The sequence below is a fragment of the Dactylosporangium sp. CA-233914 genome (assembly GCF_050942935.1).
Lineage (GTDB): Bacteria > Actinomycetota > Actinomycetes > Mycobacteriales > Micromonosporaceae > Dactylosporangium.
In genome coordinates this window covers 5,762,907-5,781,827 of sequence record NZ_CP192030.1, presented here as the reverse complement: position 1 = coordinate 5,781,827, position 18,921 = coordinate 5,762,907, and the positions used below count along the sequence as shown (strand labels likewise).

Here is an 18,921-nt window from a genome sequence, read left to right as displayed (position 1 = left end):
TCGTAGGGGGTGACGTTCGAGGAGTACGTGCTCGCCCGGGGGCCGGGGCTGCTGCGGCTCGCGCGGCTGCTGGTCGACGACGCGCACCGGGCCGACGATCTCGTGCAGGACACGCTCGTGCGGGTCTACCCGCGGTGGGAGCGCATCGTCCGGACCGAGCAGCCCGACCTGTACGTGCGGCGTACCCTCGTCAACCTCAACACCTCCTGGTGGCGGCGGCGCTCCAGCCGGGAGGTGCCCGCCGAGATCAGCGCCGACGCGTGGGCGGGCGCGGACGATCCCGGGCCGGCGGCCGACGAGCGGCTGGCGCTGTGGGAGCGGGTCCGGGCCCTGCCGCACCGGCAGCGGGCGGTGATCGCACTGCGCTATTACGAGGACCTCGACGACGAGCGGATCGGGCGGATTCTCGGCTGCTCGCGGGCCACGGTGCGCACCCACGCCATGCGCGCGCTGGCCGCCATGCGCGTCGAGCTGCGCGACCTCGAGGAGACGAGCCGATGACCACGGATCTCAACGCGCTGCGCGACACCCTGCGGGCCCGCGCGGACGCCTACACGGACGCCGGCGAGATACTCGCCCGGGTCGGGCCGGCCTACCGGCGCCGGCGCGCCCGGCGGCGGGCCGGGGCGGGGGCCCTGGCACTCGCGGTGAGCGCGCTGCTGGTGATGGTCGCGCCGCGGCTGGTGACCGGCGGCGGCGGGTACGCGGTGCCCGGGCCGCCGGCGGAGGCGGTCGCCGGGCCGGTCGGCTCGGACCCGCTGGCGGTCCACTTCGACGTGGGCGAGTTCCCGTACCCGGTGAGGAGCACCGAGTGGGCCGTGCTCGACGGCGTCGAACGGCTCACCGTGTGGTCCAATACCGCCGGCACCGGCGGGCGCGACGACACGGCGTTCGTCGCCGAGCTGTCGCTGGCGGCCGACGACGGGTCGCCGGCCCCGTCCTCCACGGCCCTGCCGGTGGCGGGCCCGGGCAATACCACGGCCGCGACCGTGGGCGAGCGGCCGGGGATCGTCGAGGCCGACGCGGGCCGCACCGCCCGCGTCGCCTGGGCGCCGGTGACCGGGGTCCGCGCCGAGCTGCTCCTGCGCGGACCGGCCTCCGTGCCGGCCGAGAAGGCGCTGGCGTTCGCCGGCACGCTCCGGCTGGACCGCGGCCACCGCTGCGAGCTGCTGGTACACCCGACCGTCCTGCCCGAGGGGGCCAGGGTCACCGGCTGTTCGAGCATGGGCGACTCGCGCCGGGGTCAGCTCGTCGTGCGAGGCTCCGGCGGTGCCCTCACCGTCTCCGTGGCCGGCGGCGTCTTCGCCGCCGGCCCGCCCGCCGCGACCCTGCCGACGCTGGCCAACGGCTGGCCCTACCAGGAGCTCGAACCGTCCTCGGGCGCCGAGCCGCAGACCGCGGTCATCCGCGTCCCCGACCCATACCTGTGGATCTCGGCCCAGGGCGGCTACGGCCGGGCGGAGCTGCTGCTGGTCGCGGGCGGCCTGCAACGCTCGTGAACCGCGAGGCGGCTCACGGTGTCGTCGTGCTCGAGCCAGTCGTCGGGGCGCGCCGGAGTGGCCATCCGACCAGTCCTCGGCAGGTATGCATCCCTCCCGCGCGGGCCGCGGGGCGCCGATATAGTCGCGGCATGCTCACGCAGCCCGCACCAGGGATCGCACGCGTGCTCGCCGAGGCGCGGGCCGGGGTCCGGCGCTACACCCCGCACGAGACCGAGGCGGCCCGGCTACGCGGCGCGCTCGTCGTCGACACGCGCACGGAGACGCAGCGGGCCGAGGCCGGTGAGCTGCCGGGGGCGCTGGTCATCGACCGCACCGTGCTGGAGTGGCGCCTCGACCCGGCCGGCGACGCGCGCATCCCCGAGGCGACCGGATACGACCTGGAGATCGTCGTCGTGTGCCGGCAGGGGTACAGCTCCAGCCTCGCCGCGCAGAGCCTGCGGCGGGTCGGCCTGCACCGCGCCACCGACCTGGCCGGCGGCGTCGAGGCCTGGGTCGCGGCCGGGCTGCCCCTGTGGCGATTCGGGAGCTGCCGGGCCGACGTGCGCCGCTGACGGTCACGCGGCCAGGCGGGCCTCGTACTCCTCGACGGCGGCCCGGTGCGCCGGCGCCGGGTGCTCCTCGTCGAGGCGCCGGACGATGGTGAGCGCCTCCTGCCACCGGTGCCGGGCCCGGCCCGGGTGCCCGGCGGCCTCGTCCAGCGCGGCGATGCGCGCGTGCACGGCCGCCTCGGCAAGGCGGGAGGCGAGGTCCTGCGGGTCGAGGGCGGTGCGGCGGCGCCGGCTGGTCAGCGCCTGGCGGCACAGGGCCCGGGCCGCGGCCGGGTCGCCCTGCTCGCGCAGCCAGTCGGCGAGGCGCTCGCGGGCGGCGGCCAGGTCGCGGTGCAGCGCCCCGTTGCGGGGGAAGCGGTGCACGACGAGCTCGGCGACCTCCATGGCCCGTTCGAGGTGGCCGCGGACCTCCTGCGGCTGATCGTTGCCGGCGTGGAACTCGGCGAGCCGGGTCAGGGCGGTGCCCAGGTCCCGCTGCGCGTCGAGGCCGTCGGCGTCGGCGCCGGCCAGGCGCCCGGCCAGCGACAGGGCGCCGGTGAAGTGCCCGGCGGCGCAGGCCGGGTCGCCGGCCGCGACGTCCATCGCGCCGAGGCGCCACTGGGCGGTGAGCATCCGGCGCTGGGCGTCGACGTCGCCGGAGTCGGCATCGGTGAGCCGGTCGGCGATCGTGGCCGCCTCCTTCACCAGCTCCGCGAACGCGTCGGACTTGAGGTCGGCGAGGCTGATGAGGCAGTCGAACTGGTGCTCCAGCAGCGCCCGGTTGTCCCCGTCGTCGGCGGCGAGGCGGCGCCAGATGCCGAGGGCCTGCTCGTGCCGGGGCCGGGCCGCGTCCGCGTCCGCGGTCAGCGCGAAGCAGCGCAGCCCGATCGCCAGGTCCCACTGCAGCCGGGCGTCGCCGGGCTCGCCCTCGGCCAGGGCGCTGCGCAGCCGTAGCGACTCCTCGGCCGCGGATCGGGCGAGGGAGAACTCGGCGTCGTCGAGGGCGACCTCCGCGATCTTCTGGTGGCTCATCGCGAGGTTGCGCCGGTACTGCACGCTTTCGGGCTCCGCCTCGGCGAGCCCCGCGTCGATGGCCAGGGCCCGCTCGTAGGTGCGGCGGGCGTCGGCGAGGCGGCCGAGGCGGTGCAGCAGGCGGCCCTGGTTGTCCAGCGCCGCGCTGAGCCCGATCCGGGCCCCGGTGTCCTGCGGCGCGGCCTTGGCGGCGCGGGCGGCGAGCCGCACGGCCTCCTCGCCCTTCTCGGCGGCCGCGGCGGTGCTGCCGGTCGCCTCCAGCGCGTCGCGCTCCCGCTCGATGAGATCGCCGTACGCCGGGTGCTCGACCGGGAACCCGGGCGTGACCTCGCCCAGGAACGCGGCCACGGCCAGCTCGCCGCCGAGCTTGGGCAGCGTGGCGGTGGCGAACTCGGCGAGATCGTCGACCCGGCCGGCGGCGCGCAGCTGGTACACGGCCTCGGTGACGGTGTCGAAGCCGGCCCGGCCGTCCTCGACGATGCGCCGGCAGGTGGCCGCGGCGAGCAGGTGGCGGCGCACGAGCCCGTCGCCCTGGTGGCGGGCCAGGGCCTCGCGCAGCCACGGCTCGACGACCACGCCGTCCTCGCCGGCCGGGCCGGCCAGGGTCAGGTCGCGCAGCCGGGCCACGTGCCCGGTCATCGCGGCGACGTCCTGCGCCGTGGGGTCCTCGGGGGCGACGGCCCAGGCCAGGTCGGCGGCGGTGACCGGGATCCGGGACACCGCCAGCTGCAGCAGCGCCTCCCGCTCCGCCGGGCTGAGCAGGTCGAGCAGGTCGGTGAGCAGCACGTCGCGGGCGCCCAGCGCGATCGCCTCGCGGGTGGCCGCGGCCGCGTCGGGGAACGTCCGCGCCTCGGTGAGGGTGCGCAGCCGGGCCGTCACCTCCGGCAGCCGGGCACCGCCGTTGAGCAGGGCGTCGACGAACTCGACGAGCCGCGGGTGCCCGCCGACCGCCGCGACGACGGCGTCGCGGTCGGGGATCGGCAGGTCGCGCAGGCCGGGCATGCGGATGAGGAGCCGGCGCAGCTCGGCGTCGGTGAGCGGCGGGACGTCCAGCCGGGACAGGGGTACGGCAACCGGCACCGGGTGGCGGCTGGTGACGAGGAGCTTGCCGCGCTCGGCGGCCGCGCACAGCCCGGCGAAGATCTCGCCGAAGCCGGGGTCGAGGAAGGCGCCGCCGCCGACGGTGAGGTTCTGCTCGAAGTCGTCGAAGACGAGCAGGAGCCGGTCGGTGCGCAGCGCCTCGGCGAGCGCGGCGAGGGCGGCCGCGTCGGCGTCGGGCTCGCCGTCGCCGTCGCGATCCAGCTTCACGCCGGCCGCGGCGAGGTCGGCGAGCAGCCCCGGCGGGTTCCAGGCCCCGGCGTGCACGACGATCGTCCACGGGTCGTCGAGGTCGTCGCGCAGCCGGGTGACGACCCGGCCGGCGAGCGCGGTCTTGCCGATGCCGGCCGGCCCGGTCAGCACGACGCCACCCACCAGCGGGGCGCCGGCGAGCTCGTCGCGCAGGGTCTGGCTGACCACGCGCAGCAGCGGGCGGCGGCCGACGAGGTCGCCGAGCAGCAGCTCCCGCACGCCGTCGCCGCTCGGCAGCTCGGTCGGGTTGGACAGCGGCACCGGCGCGGCGTCGGCGTTCCACAGTGGACCGTCGGAGGCGGCGAAGAGCGCCGGGACCGCGTACTCGGGGCAGCGGGTCTCCCCCGAGCGTACGACCTCCTCGAACAGCCCCGAACGCGCCTCCGCGAGCGCCTCGGCGACGGATGCCTCGCGCTCGGCCAGGGCCCGGTAGACGCGGGTGAGCAGGCGGGTGGCGTACCAGTCGGTGATCGAGGTCTGCATGGCGATGACCCGGTCCGCGCCGTGGCGCAGCAGGGTGACCGCGAGCCCGGCGTCGGCGTCGGCGGCCCCGCCGCAGCTGGAAAGCACGATCAGCGGCAGGGGGCGCCCGCCGCGGCGCAGGGCGCGCACGAGATCCTCGGCGCTGACGTCCACGGCGTTGCCGTCGCGGTCCTCCAGCTCCACGCCGTAGGGCGAGCCGTGCGCCGACAGGTGCAGCACGTGGTACGCGTCGCGGCGCAGCGCGGCGGCGATCTCCGCGGGCCCGGCGACCTCGAGGATGGTGATCTCGGCCCGCCCGACCTCTCCGACGACGGAGACGATCGCCTGCATCTCGGCTTCGACGTCCAGCGGCGGGCTGTCGGTGTGCTCGGGCGCGCCGACCGCGACGAGGATCTTCAGCGGCCCGGGCGCCGCAGGATGCTCAGGTACCCGTACCCCGCCGACCATCCGCGTCGTGCGCACGCCCTCGACGGTGGCGAGGATCCGCTGGTCGGCGAGGCGGATGAGCTCGAACGGCAGCTCGTGCGCGGGCCCGTCACCCTCGAAGACGACGTCGATCACGCAGCCCTCGACAGCCGTGCTCACGAGCGTGGTGAGGTCGTCGAGCGTGTCGTCGTCGAACAGCGCGGCCGACAGCCGCTGGCCGAGCCGGGCCAGGCGGGCCTCGGCGCCGGGCAGGTCGATGAGGTCCCAGACCTCATCGCGGCCGAACGGCAGCGGCTCGTCCCGCTCACACAGCACCGTGCCGGCCAGGGTCACGGTGGCCCGCAGGCGGCTCTTCGCCACCGCGACCGCGATCCGCAGCTCGTGCCGGGGCGCCGCGGCGGCTCCCCACCGCTCGCGCAGGTCCTCGACGAGGCCGGCCGGCCCGCCCGGCGGCGCCTCGGTCAGGTCCCCGCCGGCCGATCCGGTGACGACCGACAGTACCCCGTCCGGGGCGAGGCGGGCGTCGAGGCCGGCCGCGCGCAGCCCGACCCAGACGTCCCGGGCCGCACCGGCGGGGGTGTACGACAGCGTGACACGACCAGACCCGTCAACCATGCGCGACATCATGACAGGACCCGGGCCGGCGGTGGTGGCGGCACTACCCCCTGCGGGATGCAGGGGGATCGATCGGGCGGGCCGGTCTGCGTAGCGTGACGCATGAGAGCACGTTCGATGCTCCGGTCGCCGCTGGGCGCGAGCACCGCCGTGAACCCGGCGACCTGGGACACCGCCGCCACCGTCAGCGCCGGGGCGGGCCTGGTCGCCCTCGGCTGCGTCACCACGCTGCTGAAGCGGTTGCCGCCGAGTTGCTTCCGCGGCGGCCCCGCTCAGGTACTCCCCGCCCCGGCCGATGCGGACCGGGACGAGCAGGGGAGGTGGCATGGCGGGACGGTTCCGGACGGACGGACTCACGCGCGACCCCGTGCTGCGCGGCATGGCCCTGCTCGCGCTCGCCGTGCCCGTGTGGTTCCTCGCCGGGCCGGGCGGCAACGCGCTGTCGTGGGGCATCCAGGCCGGGCTCGACGTCGGCATCGTGTACTTCTCCCGGCGCCTCGCCCGGCTCACCGCCGGCGACCGGCCCGCGCGGCGGTTCTGGCGGGGCATGGCCGTCGCCGGGCTGCTGTGCGCGATCGGCGACGGCGTGCAGACGGCCCTGGTCATCCGCGACGCCGACGCCGAGGTCAGCATCGTGCAGACGATGTGCGTGGTGTGCGCGATGACCACGGTGATGGTGCTGATGCTGCGCCACCCGCTCGGCGACTCCGGGCGGCTGCGGCTGCGCCTGTGGCTGGACGCGGCCACCGTGCTGGCCGGGGTGGCGGTCATCCTGTGGTACTTCTCCATCGGTGCCGAACTGGACAACCCCCGCATCGCCGACCGGGTCGCCTCCGCGGGCAGCTCCGTGGTGATGCTCGTCATCGTCTTGGGCGTGCTGAAGCTCATCCTCAGCGGCACGGCGCCGTTCGGCCGGCTCGCCGGCGTGGCCGGCTGCGTCGGGGTGGCGGGCTCCGCGCTGGGCTCCGCCGCCAGCATCATCGTCACCGGCGGGCCGAACCCGCGTGTGGAGGCGGTGATGTCGCTGCTGTCGTGCATCCTGACTGTGGCGAGCCTGCGGATGCAGGAGGTCCGGGCGCGGCGGCCGCGTGCGGAGAGCGCGGTGGCGCGGCGGCGGTTCAGCCTCATGCCGTACGTCGCCGTGGTCGTCACCGAGCTGCTGCTGTTCTACGCCCTGCGCGGTGCCGGCGCCGACCCGCGCATGTGGGGCGTCGCCGTCGGCCTGCTGGTCATCACCGGCCTGGTGCTCAGCCGCCAGCTGGTCGCCTTCCACGACAACGACCGCCTGCTCACCAGCCTCGACCGCAGCATGCTGGAGCTGCGGCAGCTGCACGAGGAGCTGCGCCACCGGGCGACCCACGACACCCTGACCGGCCTGGCCAACCGGGCCCTGCTCGGCGAGCACCTGGCCGCCCTGGCCGCCGCGGCCCGCCTGAGCATCCTGGTCATCGACCTGGACGGCTTCAAGCAGGTCAACGACGTGTACGGGCACCACGCCGGCGACGAGCTGCTCGTCGCCGCGGCGGAGCGGTTGTGCGCCGGCACCCGACCGGGCGACCTGGCCGTCCGGCTCGGCGGCGACGAGTTCGCGGTGGTGCTGCCGCACACCGACGCCGGAACAGCGCGGCGCCTCGCCGAGACGGTGACGGCCGCCCTCACCGAGCCGTACGAGCTCGGCGGCGGCACCGTGGCGAGGGTCGGCGCCAGCGTCGGCGTGGACACCGGCACCCCGGCGGGCCTCGACGCGCTGCTGCGCAACGCCGACGCGGAGATGTACCGGATCAAGACCGCCCGCAAGGCGGCCCGCACCGCGCCACATTCTTCGATATCCTCATGGACGGAGCCAGCCGCCCACTTGAGGTGAGGTCCGAAGATGCTCGCAGTCGCGCGGTGGGTCCTGATCGGGATCTGCCTGCTCATCGTCATCCCACTGCTCACCAGCCGCGGCGGCCTGGGCGAATACGCCCGCGGCGGCTCGCTGACCACCGCCCACCTGGACACCTGCTTCGAAAACGTCGACCGGCTGGAGCGCCCCCACATCGCGTGCTCGGCCCGGTGGAGCACCGGCGCCCGCGAGGTGCGGGGCGCGGTGACCGAGGTGGACCCGACCGGCGCGAAAGCGGTCACCGGGGGCGGCAGTGGCAGCCACTACGAGGTCCGGGTCCCCGCGACCGACGTCCGCGTCTTCGCCCACGGCACCGACGCCCGCCCGGCCGACGCGACCGCCATGGCCGCGGGCGCCGGCTTCCTGCTCGCGACGCTCGCCCTGCTCGCCTGGGAGACGGTCACGCTGGTCCGCCGTTTCACGGCCCGTCGCAGCCTGCATCACCGTCCCGCCACCCGCACAGACGACCTCGAACCGGCCGTGTAGCCGCCCGCCGCGCGCCGACGCACCCTCCCCGGCGCATGGCCGGTATCGTGCGCCCGTCGCGAGTCGCGGGAAAGGACCGGGCGCCCGCGCTGTGCATGCTGTTGCCGGCGCGCCTCGTGCGCCCGCGATGGTGGCTGCCGGCCGAGTGACTGCACAGCGAAGCCGGCCCGGCCGGGCAAGGCTCGTCGCGGGAGCAGTCAGGCCGGGACCGGCGCGGCGGTCACGCGCAGCAGGTCGTCGGCCGGCATCGGCCGGTGGAACAGGTAGCCCTGGGCGTAGCGGTAGCCCAGCGCGTACAACCGCTCGGCCTGCTCGGCCGTCTCCACCCCCTCGGCCACCGCCATCAGGTGCAGGCCCCGCGCGATCTGCAGCAGCGCCGTCGCGATCACCTGCGGCGGCGCGTCGTCGGCGCAGATCTCGTCGACGAAGCTCTTGTCGACCTTGAGCACGTCGACCGGGCAGATGCGCAGCAGGCCCAGCGACGAGTGTCCGGTGCCGAAGTCGTCCAGGGCGATGCGCACCCCCATCTCGCGCAGCGTGCGCACGGAGGCCAGGGCCAGGTCGTCGTCGAACACGGCGGTCTCGGTGACCTCGATGGTGATCTGGCCGATGTCGGCGCCGGTCTCGGTGAGGATGCGCCGCACCGTCGCCGGGAACTCCGGGTCGCGCAGCTGGCGGGCGGAGACGTTGATGCAGACGCGGACCGGGCCCTCCGGGCGGGGCTCGGCGCGCAGCCGGACCGCCTGCCGGCACGCGCTGCTCAGGATCCACTCGCCGAGCGGGGCGATCAGGCCGGTGCGCTCGGCGACGGGGATGAACACCGACGGCGGCACGAGGCCGCGCTGCGGGTGGTTCCAGCGGATCAGGGCCTCGGCGGCCTCGATGCCGCCGCCGGGGAGGCGGACGATCGGCTGGTACACCATGCTGAGCTCGTCCTGGTCCAGCGCCCGGCGCAGCTCGGCGGCGATGCGCGCGTCCTCGGCCGCGACCTCGTCCAGGTCGCTGGTGAAGCGGGCGACACGGTGCTTGCCACGGTCCTTGGCCGCGTACATGGCCACGTCGGCCCGGCGCAGCAGCTCCCGGGCGTCGGCCCCGCCGGGCCGGTCCCCGTCGCCGCCGAGCGGCGCGGCATCGGTCAGGCCGATGCTGGCCCGGATCATCAGCTCCACGTCGCCGGCGGTCAGCGGCTGCTGCAGCGCCTCGGCGACCCGGGCGACGAGGGCGTCGGCGTCGGCGGGCTCGGCGTCGGCGAGGATCGCGAACTCGTCGCCGCCGAGGCGGACCACGGTGCCGGCCCCGCCGACGACGCCGCCGAGGCAGACGGCGACGGCGCGCAGGAGCTCGTCGCCGACGTTGTGGCCGAGGCGGTCGTTGACCAGCTTGAAGTCGTCGAGGTCGATCAGGATCAGGTGGAGGCGGTGCGGGGGCGTGCCGGCCATCTCCGCCATGCGGCGGCTGAGCATGCGCCGGTTGCCCAGGCCCGTCAGCGCGTCGTGGGCGGCCTGGTTGGCCAGCTGGTCGCGGGCCTCGCGCAGCTGGGCGACGGTCCGGTCGACGGTGGCCAGCAGGCGGGCGTTGTCGCGGAAGGCGTGGACCTGGCGGACCACGACGATCAGGGTGAGCAGGACGGTACCGGCGGTGAGGACCCGGCCGTCGGGGCCCTGGCCGGCGACGAGGAGCAGGCCGTTGGCGACGGCCACGGCGAGGTACGGCAGGACGCTCCACCGCCGCGGTGGCATCGGCGGGGGCGGCGGCAGATCGGCGGCGCGGCGCTGGCGGTCCGCCGCGACGGCGATGAAGGCGCCGGCCAGGGCGACGGTGACGTGCGCGTCGCCGATCTCCGGATAGGGGGCGAAGGCCGGGGCCAGGGCGCCGGCGGCCGCGGCGACGGCGGTCGCCGCCGCGAGGGTCCGCAGCGCGCCACGCTCGATCGCGCCGATGCCGGTCGAGGCGAGCTTCACGAAGACCGCGATCGAGGCGCAGCCGCACACGACCGCGACAACGGCGGGCCACACGGACCCGGCGACCTTGTTCCACGCCTCGGCGTGGCGGAAGGACAAGTGCCAGGCCAGCAGCGCCACGGTGATCATGACGATGCCGGAGTCGAGGGCGAGCTGCAGCGGACCGCCGCGCTGGACCCGGGCGCCCGGCAGCCGCAGCAGGCCCCACTGGGTGATCGCGGACGCGCTCATGAAGCAGCCGAGGGTCAGGGCGCTCAGCCGCTGCGAGGGCACGCTCTGGCCGGCGAGGGCGTCGTGGGCATTGCTGATCGCGCCGAGGCCGAGCATCACGCAGGAGACGGCGACGAAGCGCCAGAAGTTGCGGGCCGGCACCGAGAGCCCGGCCGCCCGCGAGGCCCGCCAGCACTCGGTCGCGGACACCGCGCAGAGCACGAGCAGCGTCAGCCAGCCGACCAGCGGCGCGGACCACCAGCGCAGCAGCACCCCGGTCAGCCAGAGCGCGAGCACCGCCGCGGCCGACGCTCCGGCCAGCAGCCCGGCGGTGGGCCGCAACGGCCGTACCCCGCGGTCGTCGCCAACCACCGAAGTCCTCCCGAAAGACGTGTCGTCCGGTCATCGGCGGGCGGAGCGCCAAGCTGAGCGGTTACCGTACCGCGCGGCCGGTAGCCCGATGCCATGGGACTCCCCGACAGCGACTTCCGCACGACCCACACCGGGCCCGCCGAGCATCACGAGCGCCATACGAACGTCAGGGGTCGGACCGGCCCCTTTCACGTGTCACGAAATCATGAAGTAGCGCGTGGACGTTGACGAACGACCCGAATATCTGCAACCTTGAATTCTCCGTCCGCAAGAAGTTAGCAGAGGTTTGCAACTTCCCGGCAGGCGCACCGCCGACCGCCTGCCACCGACCCCGCACGTGCCTGCAAGACCCGCCCGCACCCGGGCGCGCCTGCCGCCAACGAGCCCGCCCGCCGCGGGCCCGGCCGGCCGGGTCGTGGGGCGGTCCCCGCTGTCGTCCGAAACGGAGCAGAGGACACCCCATGCTGCACAGAAAGCTCCTCGCCGGGGCCGCCGCGGTCGTGCTGACCGCCGCCGGGGCCATCGGCGTCGCCACCGCCACGCCCGCCGTCGCCGCCGGCGGGCCCAACCTCGCGCAGGGCAAGACCGCGACCGCCAGCAGCGCCAACGCGCCGTACGTCGCCGCCAACGTCACCGACGGCAACCAGGGCAGCTACTGGGAGAGCACGAACAACGTGTTCCCGCAGTGGGTGCAGGTCGACCTGGGCGCCGCCACGAGCGTCGACCAGGTCATGCTGAAGCTGCCGACCGCCGGCTGGGGCGCCCGCGCGCAGAACCTCGGCCTGACCGGCAGCACCGACGGCAGCAGCTTCAGCACCCTCTCGGCGCCGGCGTCGCGCACCTTCGACCCGGCCGGCGCCAACACCGTCACGATCGGGTTCACCGCGGCGACGGTACGGTACGTGCGCGCGACCATCACCTCGAACTCCGGCTGGCCCGCGGGGCAGCTGTCCGAGTTCGAGGTGTACGGCTCGGGCGTCCAGCCGCCGCAGCCGCCGACCGCGCCCGGCAACCTCACGCTCACCGAGCCCGGCTCCGGCCAGATCAAGCTGACCTGGAGCGCGTCGACGTCGCCGGTGGGCATCGGCGGGTACACCGTCTACGCCAATGGCACCGCGCGGGCCACGGTCGGCGCGAACGTGCTCACGTACACCGACACCCAGCCCGCCGACGCGACCGTGACGTACTGGGTGCGGGCGCGCGACACCGCCGGTACCGAGTCCGCCGACAGCAACCACGTGACCCGCAACGGCAGCACCCAGCCGCCCGGCGGCACGAACCTGGCGCAGGGCAAGCCGGTCGACGCGTCCTCGTCGGTGTTCTCGTTCGTGGCCGCCAACGCCGTGGACGGCAACGTCGGCACGTACTGGGAGTCGGGCGGCTACCCGGGCACGCTGACCGTGCACCTGGGCGCCAACGCCGACATCAACTCCCTCGTCATCCGGCTCAACCCCGATGCGGTGTGGGGTCCGCGCACGCAGAGCCTCGCGGTCCTGGGCCGGGAGCAGTCCGCGTCCGGCTTCACCACGCTCGTACCGCGGGCCGACTACCCGTTCTGGCCGACCAGCGCCCAGAACAGCATCACGATCCCGGTGACCGCCCGCGTCGCCGACGTGCAGCTGCAGTTCTTCGCCAACTCCGGCGCGCCCGGCGGCCAGGTCGCCGAGTTCCAGGTCTTCGGCACCATGGCGCCGAACCCGGACCTCGTGGTGACCGCCGCGTCCTGGTCGCCGTCGACCGTCACCGAGGCGACCGCGATCACGCTGTCGGCGACGGTGAGCAACAGCGGTACCGCCGCAGCCCCGGCCACGACCGTGAACTTCTCGCTCGGCGGATCGGTCGCGGGCAGTGCCAACGTCCCGGCGCTGGCCGCCGGCGCCTCCGCCACGGTCACGTTCAACGCCGGGACCCGCCCGATCGGCAGCTACCCGCTGACCGTGACCGTCGACCCCACGAACACCGTCGTCGAGCAGAACAACGACAACAACGCCTTCACCACGGCGAGCCCGCTCGTGGTGAGCCAGGCGCCCGGCCCGGACCTGCAGGTGACCGCGATCGCGGCCAACCCGGCGAGCCCCGCCGTCGGCGCCGCGGTCTCCTTCACGGTGTCGGTGCACAACCGCGGCACGAGCGCCGTCAGCGCCACGACGGTCACGCGGGTCGTCGTCGGTACCACGACGCTGAACACCAGCACCGGCGCCATCGCCGCCGGGCAGACCGTCACCGTGGCGGTCGCCGGCACCTGGACCGCCGTCGCGGGCGGGGCCACGATCACCGCCACCGCCGACGCCACCGACGTCGTGGCCGAGACCCACGAGGACAACAACTCGCTGTCGAAGTCCATTGTGGTCGGCCGGGGCGCCGCGGTGCCCTACACCGAGTACGAGGCCGAGGCCGCGAACTACAACGGCACCCTGCTCACCGCCGACCCGCTGCGCACCTTCGGGCACACGAACTTCGCCACCGAGTCCTCCGGCCGCCAGTCGGTGCGGTTGAGCAGCACCGGCCAGTTCGTCGAGTTCACCTCGACCAACCAGGCCAACTCGATCGTGGTGCGCAACTCGGTGCCCGACTCGCCCGCAGGCGGCGGGCAGGACTACACGATCAGCCTGTACGCCAACAACGTCTTCGTGCAGAAGCTGACCCTCTCGTCACACTTCAGCTGGCTGTACGGCAACAGCGACGACACCGAGTCGCTGTCGAACTCCCCCGGCGGCGACGCGCGGCGGCTCTTCGACGAGTCCCACGCGCTGCTGTCGGCGAGCTACCCGCCGGGCACCAAGTTCAAGCTGCAGCGCGACGCGGGCGACACGGCGTCGTTCTACATCATCGACCTCATCGACCTCGAGCAGGTCGCGCCGCAGCTCTCGCAGCCGGCCGGGTGCACGTCGATCACGCAGTACGGTGCGGTGCCCAATGACGGGCTGGACGACACGGCCGCCATCCAGCAGGCCGTGATGGACGACCAGAACGGCGTCATCAGCTGCGTGTGGATCCCGGCCGGGCAGTGGCGGCAGGAGGAGAAGATCCTCACGCCGGACCCGGCCCGCGGGCAGTACAACCAGAAGGGCATCCGCAACGTCGTGATCAAGGGCGCCGGGATGTGGTACTCCCAGCTGTACACCACCACGGAGCCGCAGAACGTCAAGGGCAACATCAACCACCCGCACGAGGGCAACGTCGGCTTCGACATCGACGACAACGCCCAGCTCTCCGACATCGCCATCTTCGGCGGCACCACGAACCGCCGCGACCGCGGCCACGGCCTCAACGGCCGGTTCGGCAAGAACACGAAGATCAGCAACCTGTGGATCGAGCACACCAACGTCGGCGCCTGGGTCGGCCGGGACTACAGCGACACCCCGGCCTACTGGAACCCGGCGGACGGCCTGGAGTTCTCCGGGATGCGCATCCGCGACACGTACGCCGACGGCATCAACTTCGCCAACGGCTCACGCAATTCGAAGGTCTTCAACTCCTCGTTCCGCACCACCGGCGATGATTCCCTGGCGGTCTGGTCGAGCACGTTCGTGAAGGACCAGTCGGTGGACATCGGCCACGACAACCACTTCACGAACAACACGATCCAGCTGCCGTGGCGCGCCAACGGTATCGCCATCTACGGCGGCTACGGCAACGCGGCGGAGAACAACCTCGTCTCCGACACGATGAACTACCCGGGCATCATGCTGGCCACCGACCACTCCCCGATCCCGTTCTCGGGCACGACGACGCTCGCCAACAACGGCCTGTACCGCTGCGGCGGCGTGTTCTGGGGCGAGCAGCAGAAGTTCGGGGCGATCACGCTCTTCGCCCCGCAGGGCGACATCCCGGGCGTGACGATCCGCGACTCGGACATCATCGACTCCACGTACGACGGCATCCAGTTCAAGTCCGCGGGCGGCTCCTACCCGAACGTGGCGATCACGAACGTACGCATCGACAAGTCCAACAACGGCGCGGGCATCCTGGCGCAGGGCAGCGCCCGCGGCAGCGCCACGCTGACCAACGTCACCATCACCAACTCGGCAGCGGGCAGCGTGGTGAAGGACCCCGGCTCGCAGTTCGTCTTCAACGGCGCGCCCAACTGACGTTTCCCTACTGATGGCCCGCCGCCGGTCGACCGGCGGCGGGCCGCCCGGCCGACCCGCGGAGTTGTCCGTTCAGCGTCACGGTTCGCAGGTTTGGCAGCACTGACAGCGGGGTCAGATCCACCGAGTCCGGCAGGGACTGGATGTCGATCTCGGTCAGGCCGGTGCAGCGTTCGATTCCGGCCAGGGAAGTCAGGTCGAATGTCGTGCTTTCGCCGTCCCACTGGGGCCAGCAGGCCCGGACCACCTCGCACGGGATGTGCCAGCGCAGCACCGTCAGCTGCGGGATCAAGCCCGCGTTCGACTCCAGCAAGGTCAGGAGGTCGCCGCGCACGCCGTGGTTCTGGAACTCGTACCCGCAGGCCTCCTGGAAATACTCCTCGCGGTCCTCGTCGCTGTCGAACTCGATGCCCTCGTCCTCGGCGTCCAGCATGATGTCTTCCCAATACAGGTCGCGGTCGTACGGGTTCGCGCGTCTTAGGGCCGCGTAGTCCGGCTCCGGGATCAACCCGGCCGGCCAGATCATCGACTGCAGGACCGCCAGAGCCAGGTTCTCGTCCTCGAAGAGCATCGGCCTACACCATCATGTGGCCGTACTCCTCCGCCAGTGCTCGCAGGTCCGGCTCGCCGTACTCGGCCACCATCTTGGCGAAAAGCTCCGCCTTGTCCGCGCCGAAATCGGATACCGAGGCCGTGTACGTCTCGGCCGTCACGAAACGGGGTGGGGTCGACTTGCTGTGGAACTTGTCGGCGTACATCACCAGGCGCTCGTGCGGGGTCTCCGCCAGGTAGTCTGCCGGCGGGAGCGGCAAGGACTGGCTGTGCACGTCCCCCCGTGTCAGGCCCACACCCGTGTGGTGGGAGCAGAACCTGGCCAGGGTTTCGGGGAAGCCCAGATCCGTCAGCAGTTCGTGGCCGAGCAGGCCGTGGCGGATGTAGGCTTCCGCGGGCCCCAGCCGGTACACCCCGATGTCGTGCAGCAGGCAGCCCGCCCGGACCAGGGCCGGGTCGGCGTCGTGGGCACGCAGCGCCATCAGCTGCCCGGCGATGCGGGCCACGATCTCGCAGTGGGTGTAGACGAGGTCGAAGGCCTCGGGGGTCGGCGCGGCGCGCTCGTGCAGCGCGCGGATCTCGGCGTCCGTCGGGATGCGCATCTCAGGGAAGGTACTGCCTGATCGCCGACGTCACCGAGGTGCGGTTCGCCCCCAGCGTCCGCAGGTCGGCCACCTTCAGCGCCTCGCCGCCGCCGATGACCCGGGCGCGCCAGTCGGGGTGGGCGGCCAGGCCGGTGCCGGGGCGCGGGACGACGAACAGGGTCGGGCGGCGGAAGAAGCCGCGGTTGCGCACCTCCACCCGCTCCAGCTGCGACCAGGCCGCGTGCACCGGGCGGCCGCGGACCGTGATGGTCAGGCCGGCCTCGTCGACGAGCAGGCGGTGGGGCTCGCCGGGCGCGCGGACCATGCGGGTGATCGAGCTGCCGAGCCAGATCAGGATGTACACCCAGATGACGAGCAGCGGGATCATGCCCAGGTTGTCGTTGTCGGTGGTCTCGTACACGATGCCGAAGGCGAAGAAGCTGCCGACGAAGAACAGCAGGCTCCACAGCATCCGGGCGGCGGCGCGGCCGGCGATCGCGCCGGCGGTGGTGCGGAACTCGGCCGGCATCCGGCCGCCGGCGGGGAAGAACGGGCGCAGGGGCGCGGGCGGCGGGGCGACCGGGCCGGCCGCCACGGGCTGCTGCGGGATGATCGGACGCGGCATTGAGCCGGCCGGGCTTACCGGACTTGCCGTAAAAACCGGATTTGTCGGAAATGTCGGGCCACCCGGGGCGCCGGCGAGAAAGCCCGCCGAGGCCGACGCGGGCGAGACGGCGTGCGGCGAGACCGGCGTGAACGGGATCGGGTTTCCCGGAACCGTGTGCGGGGAGACGGGCGTGGGCGAGACCGGGGTCGCGGAGACCGGTACAGATAGGACATGTCCGGAAATATCCGAGACCAGCGCTCCCTCCGCCACCACCAGCTCCGGCTGGTCCAGCACCGTCGGCGTGATGCCCGTGGCCCGGTGCAGTTCGGTCGCGATCAGCGGCATCCGGGTGGAGCCGCCGACCAGGAACAGGCCGGCGATCTGGGACACGGGCACGCGGGAGGCCTGGATCGTCGCGACCGTCACCGCCACCGTCTGGCCGATCAGCGGCAGCGCCCGCCGCTCCAGCTCCTCCCGAGTCACGTGCAGGTCCCGGTCGAGGATCGGCACGAGCAGACCGGCCGCGGACTCGCGCGACAGCCGCTCCTTGAGCATCCGGGCGTCGTCGCGCAGGGTGCGGGCGGCCCGCCGGTCCGGGGTCGTGTGCGGGGCGGTGAGCCGGGACCAGGCAGCCGGGTCGGTGGCGGCGACGACCGCGCCGATCTGCTGGACGACCTGCTCGTCGAGGTCGACGCCGCCGAAGTCGTCCAAGCCGTGGTAAGCCAGGGTCTCGAACCCGGCCGCGGTGCGCCGCACCACCGAGGCGTCGAACGTGCCCGCGCCCAGGTCGTAGACGACGACGCCGGAGCCGGGCGGGACGCCGCGGCCGAGGACGGCGGTGAAGTACTGCCCGGCGGCGACCGGTTCGGGCACGAGCCGCGGCGGCGGGAACCCGGCCCGGCGGGCGGCCTCGACGAGGGTGCTGCGGCGGGCCGAGCCCCACTCCGCCGGGTACGTCATGGCGATCTCCCGCACCGGCCCGCCCGAGACCTTCCGGGCCTCGTCCGCGACCCGGGCCAGGGTGGCGGCGACGGCCCCGACGAGCGGCACGGACGCGTCGCCGAGCAGCAGGTCGGCCTCGTCGACGTGGCGTTTGGGGTTCGGCTCGAAGCGGACCGGGTCGAGGCGGGCACTGTTGATCGCGTCCCGGCCGGTGGCGAGGTGCCCGTCGGGCATCGCGTAGACGGCGGAGGGCAGCAGCGGCGAGCCATCGAACAGCAGCGGCCGCGTCTTGCCGTCGGGCCAGCGCAGAATGGCGACGGTGTTGGAGGTCCCGTAGTCGACGGCCAGCGCGAACTCGCTCACCGCCACGACCCTACGCGACCGCGTCCCGACGCCGAAGGCCATGTCCTACGAGCGGCTCGCGCTGCCGGCCAGCCGGGTGCCCCGAACGAGCGCGGCGGTCCGGGGTGGGCCGAGCGGGCCGCCGCCGCTGCCCGTGCGGCCGGCAGCTCGTGGGCGGAGGTCGGCGCCGCGCTCGGCATGACCAAGCAGTCGGCCCGCGAACGCTTCAGCGGCCGGCGCAAGTAGGGTCGGTCCGGTGCGAGTCATCGTTGCCGAGGACCTGGCGCTGTTGCGCGACGGGATCATCCGCCTGCTGCAGGCCCACGGGTTCGAGGTCGCCGCCGCCGTCGGCACCGGCCCGGACCTGCTGCGCGAGCTGCTCACCCAGCGTCCCGACGTCGCCGTGGTCGACGTACGCCTCCCGCCGACCCTCACCGACGAGGGCCTGCGCGCCGCCCTGGCCGCCCGCGCCGAGATCCCCGGCCTGCCGGTGCTGGTCCTGTCGCAGTACGTCGAGCGCCTCTACGCCCGCGAACTGCTCGCCGACGGCCGGGGCGGCATCGGATACCTGCTCAAGGACCGCGTCTCCGACGTGACCGACTTCGTCGACGCCGTCCGCCGCGTCGCCGCCGGCGGCACCGCCCTCGACCCGACGGTGGTCGCCACCCTGCTCGACAGCCGCGAGCGCACCCTGCCGCTGGACCGCCTGACGCCACGCGAGCGCGAGGTCCTGGCCCACATGGCCCAGGGCCGCTCCAACGCGGCGATCGGCACGGCCCTGTTCATCACCGAGAAGGCCGTAGCCAAGCACACCAACAACATCTTCGCCAAGCTCGGCCTGCAACACTCCGAGGACGACAACCGCCGCGTCCTCGCGGTGCTGGCCTACCTCGAAGGAGCGGGGTAGTAGTACCACCATCGGAGGGGTTCCACTGTCCTCGATGCGAAGGCCGT

At 73.9% G+C, this 18,921-nt stretch carries 12 protein-coding genes; 7 read left to right on the top strand and 5 right to left on the bottom strand.

Going from position 1 to position 18,921, the window contains the following annotated elements:
* Positions 1-9 precede the first annotated feature (9 nt).
* The 3 genes from ACQPY0_RS25560 (at position 10) to ACQPY0_RS25550 (ending at position 2,053) form a co-directional block, all read left to right on the top strand.
* Complete coding sequence (locus ACQPY0_RS25560; protein WP_432993461.1) at positions 10-501, top strand: SigE family RNA polymerase sigma factor; 492 nt, start codon at positions 10-12, stop codon at positions 499-501.
* Positions 498-1,499: a hypothetical protein gene (locus ACQPY0_RS25555; RefSeq protein WP_432993459.1), complete on the top strand. Its 1,002-nt coding sequence runs from the start codon at positions 498-500 to the stop codon at positions 1,497-1,499. The genes ACQPY0_RS25560 and ACQPY0_RS25555 overlap by 4 nt, the downstream gene beginning before the upstream one ends.
* Positions 1,500-1,630: 131 nt before the next feature.
* Positions 1,631-2,053 (top strand): rhodanese-like domain-containing protein, encoded by a 423-nt coding sequence (locus ACQPY0_RS25550; RefSeq protein WP_432993457.1) that lies wholly within the window; start codon positions 1,631-1,633, stop codon positions 2,051-2,053.
* A gap of 3 nt (positions 2,054-2,056) precedes the next feature.
* Here the strand turns inward: ACQPY0_RS25550 and ACQPY0_RS25545 are convergent, their stop codons facing one another.
* Complete coding sequence (locus ACQPY0_RS25545) at positions 2,057-5,935, bottom strand: CHAT domain-containing protein (protein WP_432993455.1); 3,879 nt, start codon at positions 5,933-5,935, stop codon at positions 2,057-2,059.
* A gap of 325 nt (positions 5,936-6,260) precedes the next feature.
* On the opposite strand from ACQPY0_RS25545, the gene ACQPY0_RS25540 reads away from it, so the two are divergent.
* Together ACQPY0_RS25540 and ACQPY0_RS25535 are read left to right on the top strand one after the other, a co-directional pair.
* The gene (locus ACQPY0_RS25540) at positions 6,261-7,799 is read left to right on the top strand and encodes a diguanylate cyclase (protein WP_432993453.1); all 1,539 of its coding nucleotides are present in this window, start codon (positions 6,261-6,263) and stop codon (positions 7,797-7,799) included.
* A gap of 9 nt (positions 7,800-7,808) precedes the next feature.
* Positions 7,809-8,306, top strand: a complete 498-nt coding sequence (locus ACQPY0_RS25535; protein WP_432993451.1) for a hypothetical protein — start codon at positions 7,809-7,811, stop codon at positions 8,304-8,306.
* 197 nt (positions 8,307-8,503) lie between these two features.
* Here the strand turns inward: ACQPY0_RS25535 and ACQPY0_RS25530 are convergent, their stop codons facing one another.
* A complete protein-coding gene (locus ACQPY0_RS25530) occupies positions 8,504-10,849 on the bottom strand; it encodes a putative bifunctional diguanylate cyclase/phosphodiesterase (protein WP_432993449.1) in 2,346 nt (781 codons plus the stop codon).
* Between the two features lie 461 nt (positions 10,850-11,310).
* Here ACQPY0_RS25530 and ACQPY0_RS25525 point away from each other — a divergent pair, with 461 nt between their 5' ends.
* Complete coding sequence (locus tag ACQPY0_RS25525; RefSeq protein WP_432993447.1) at positions 11,311-14,940, top strand: CARDB domain-containing protein; 3,630 nt, start codon at positions 11,311-11,313, stop codon at positions 14,938-14,940.
* A 7-nt stretch (positions 14,941-14,947) separates the two neighbouring features.
* Here the strand turns inward: ACQPY0_RS25525 and ACQPY0_RS25520 are convergent, their stop codons facing one another.
* From ACQPY0_RS25520 to ACQPY0_RS25510, 3 genes are read right to left on the bottom strand one after another with little or no spacing between them, the layout of a single operon-like run.
* Positions 14,948-15,511 (bottom strand): DUF6892 domain-containing protein, encoded by a 564-nt coding sequence (locus ACQPY0_RS25520; RefSeq protein WP_432993445.1) that lies wholly within the window; start codon positions 15,509-15,511, stop codon positions 14,948-14,950.
* Positions 15,512-15,515: 4 nt separating this feature from the next.
* Positions 15,516-16,094, bottom strand: coding sequence for an HD domain-containing protein (locus ACQPY0_RS25515; protein WP_432993443.1), 579 nt, complete (start codon positions 16,092-16,094; stop codon positions 15,516-15,518).
* A gap of 1 nt (position 16,095) precedes the next feature.
* Positions 16,096-17,988 carry an Hsp70 family protein gene (locus ACQPY0_RS25510; RefSeq protein WP_432993441.1) on the bottom strand — a complete coding sequence of 631 codons (1,893 nt, stop codon included), beginning with the start codon at positions 17,986-17,988 and terminating at the stop codon, positions 16,096-16,098.
* Positions 17,989-18,223: 235 nt separating this feature from the next.
* On the opposite strand from ACQPY0_RS25510, the gene ACQPY0_RS25505 reads away from it, so the two are divergent.
* Positions 18,224-18,874 (top strand): response regulator transcription factor, encoded by a 651-nt coding sequence (locus ACQPY0_RS25505; RefSeq protein WP_432993439.1) that lies wholly within the window; start codon positions 18,224-18,226, stop codon positions 18,872-18,874.
* Positions 18,875-18,921: the final 47 nt, after the last annotated feature.

Coding starts and splice junctions, on each gene's coding strand:
- ACQPY0_RS25520 (WP_432993445.1), bottom strand. CDS start 15,511: ATGCTCTTCGAGGACGAGAACCTGGCTCTGGCGGTCCTGCAGTCGATG.
- ACQPY0_RS25555 (WP_432993459.1), top strand. CDS start 498: ATGACCACGGATCTCAACGCGCTGCGCGACACCCTGCGGGCCCGCGCG.
- ACQPY0_RS25540 (WP_432993453.1), top strand. CDS start 6,261: ATGGCGGGACGGTTCCGGACGGACGGACTCACGCGCGACCCCGTGCTG.
- ACQPY0_RS25525 (WP_432993447.1), top strand. CDS start 11,311: ATGCTGCACAGAAAGCTCCTCGCCGGGGCCGCCGCGGTCGTGCTGACC.
- ACQPY0_RS25550 (WP_432993457.1), top strand. CDS start 1,631: ATGCTCACGCAGCCCGCACCAGGGATCGCACGCGTGCTCGCCGAGGCG.
- ACQPY0_RS25545 (WP_432993455.1), bottom strand. CDS start 5,935: ATGGTTGACGGGTCTGGTCGTGTCACGCTGTCGTACACCCCCGCCGGT.
- ACQPY0_RS25535 (WP_432993451.1), top strand. CDS start 7,809: ATGCTCGCAGTCGCGCGGTGGGTCCTGATCGGGATCTGCCTGCTCATC.
- ACQPY0_RS25515 (WP_432993443.1), bottom strand. CDS start 16,094: ATGCGCATCCCGACGGACGCCGAGATCCGCGCGCTGCACGAGCGCGCC.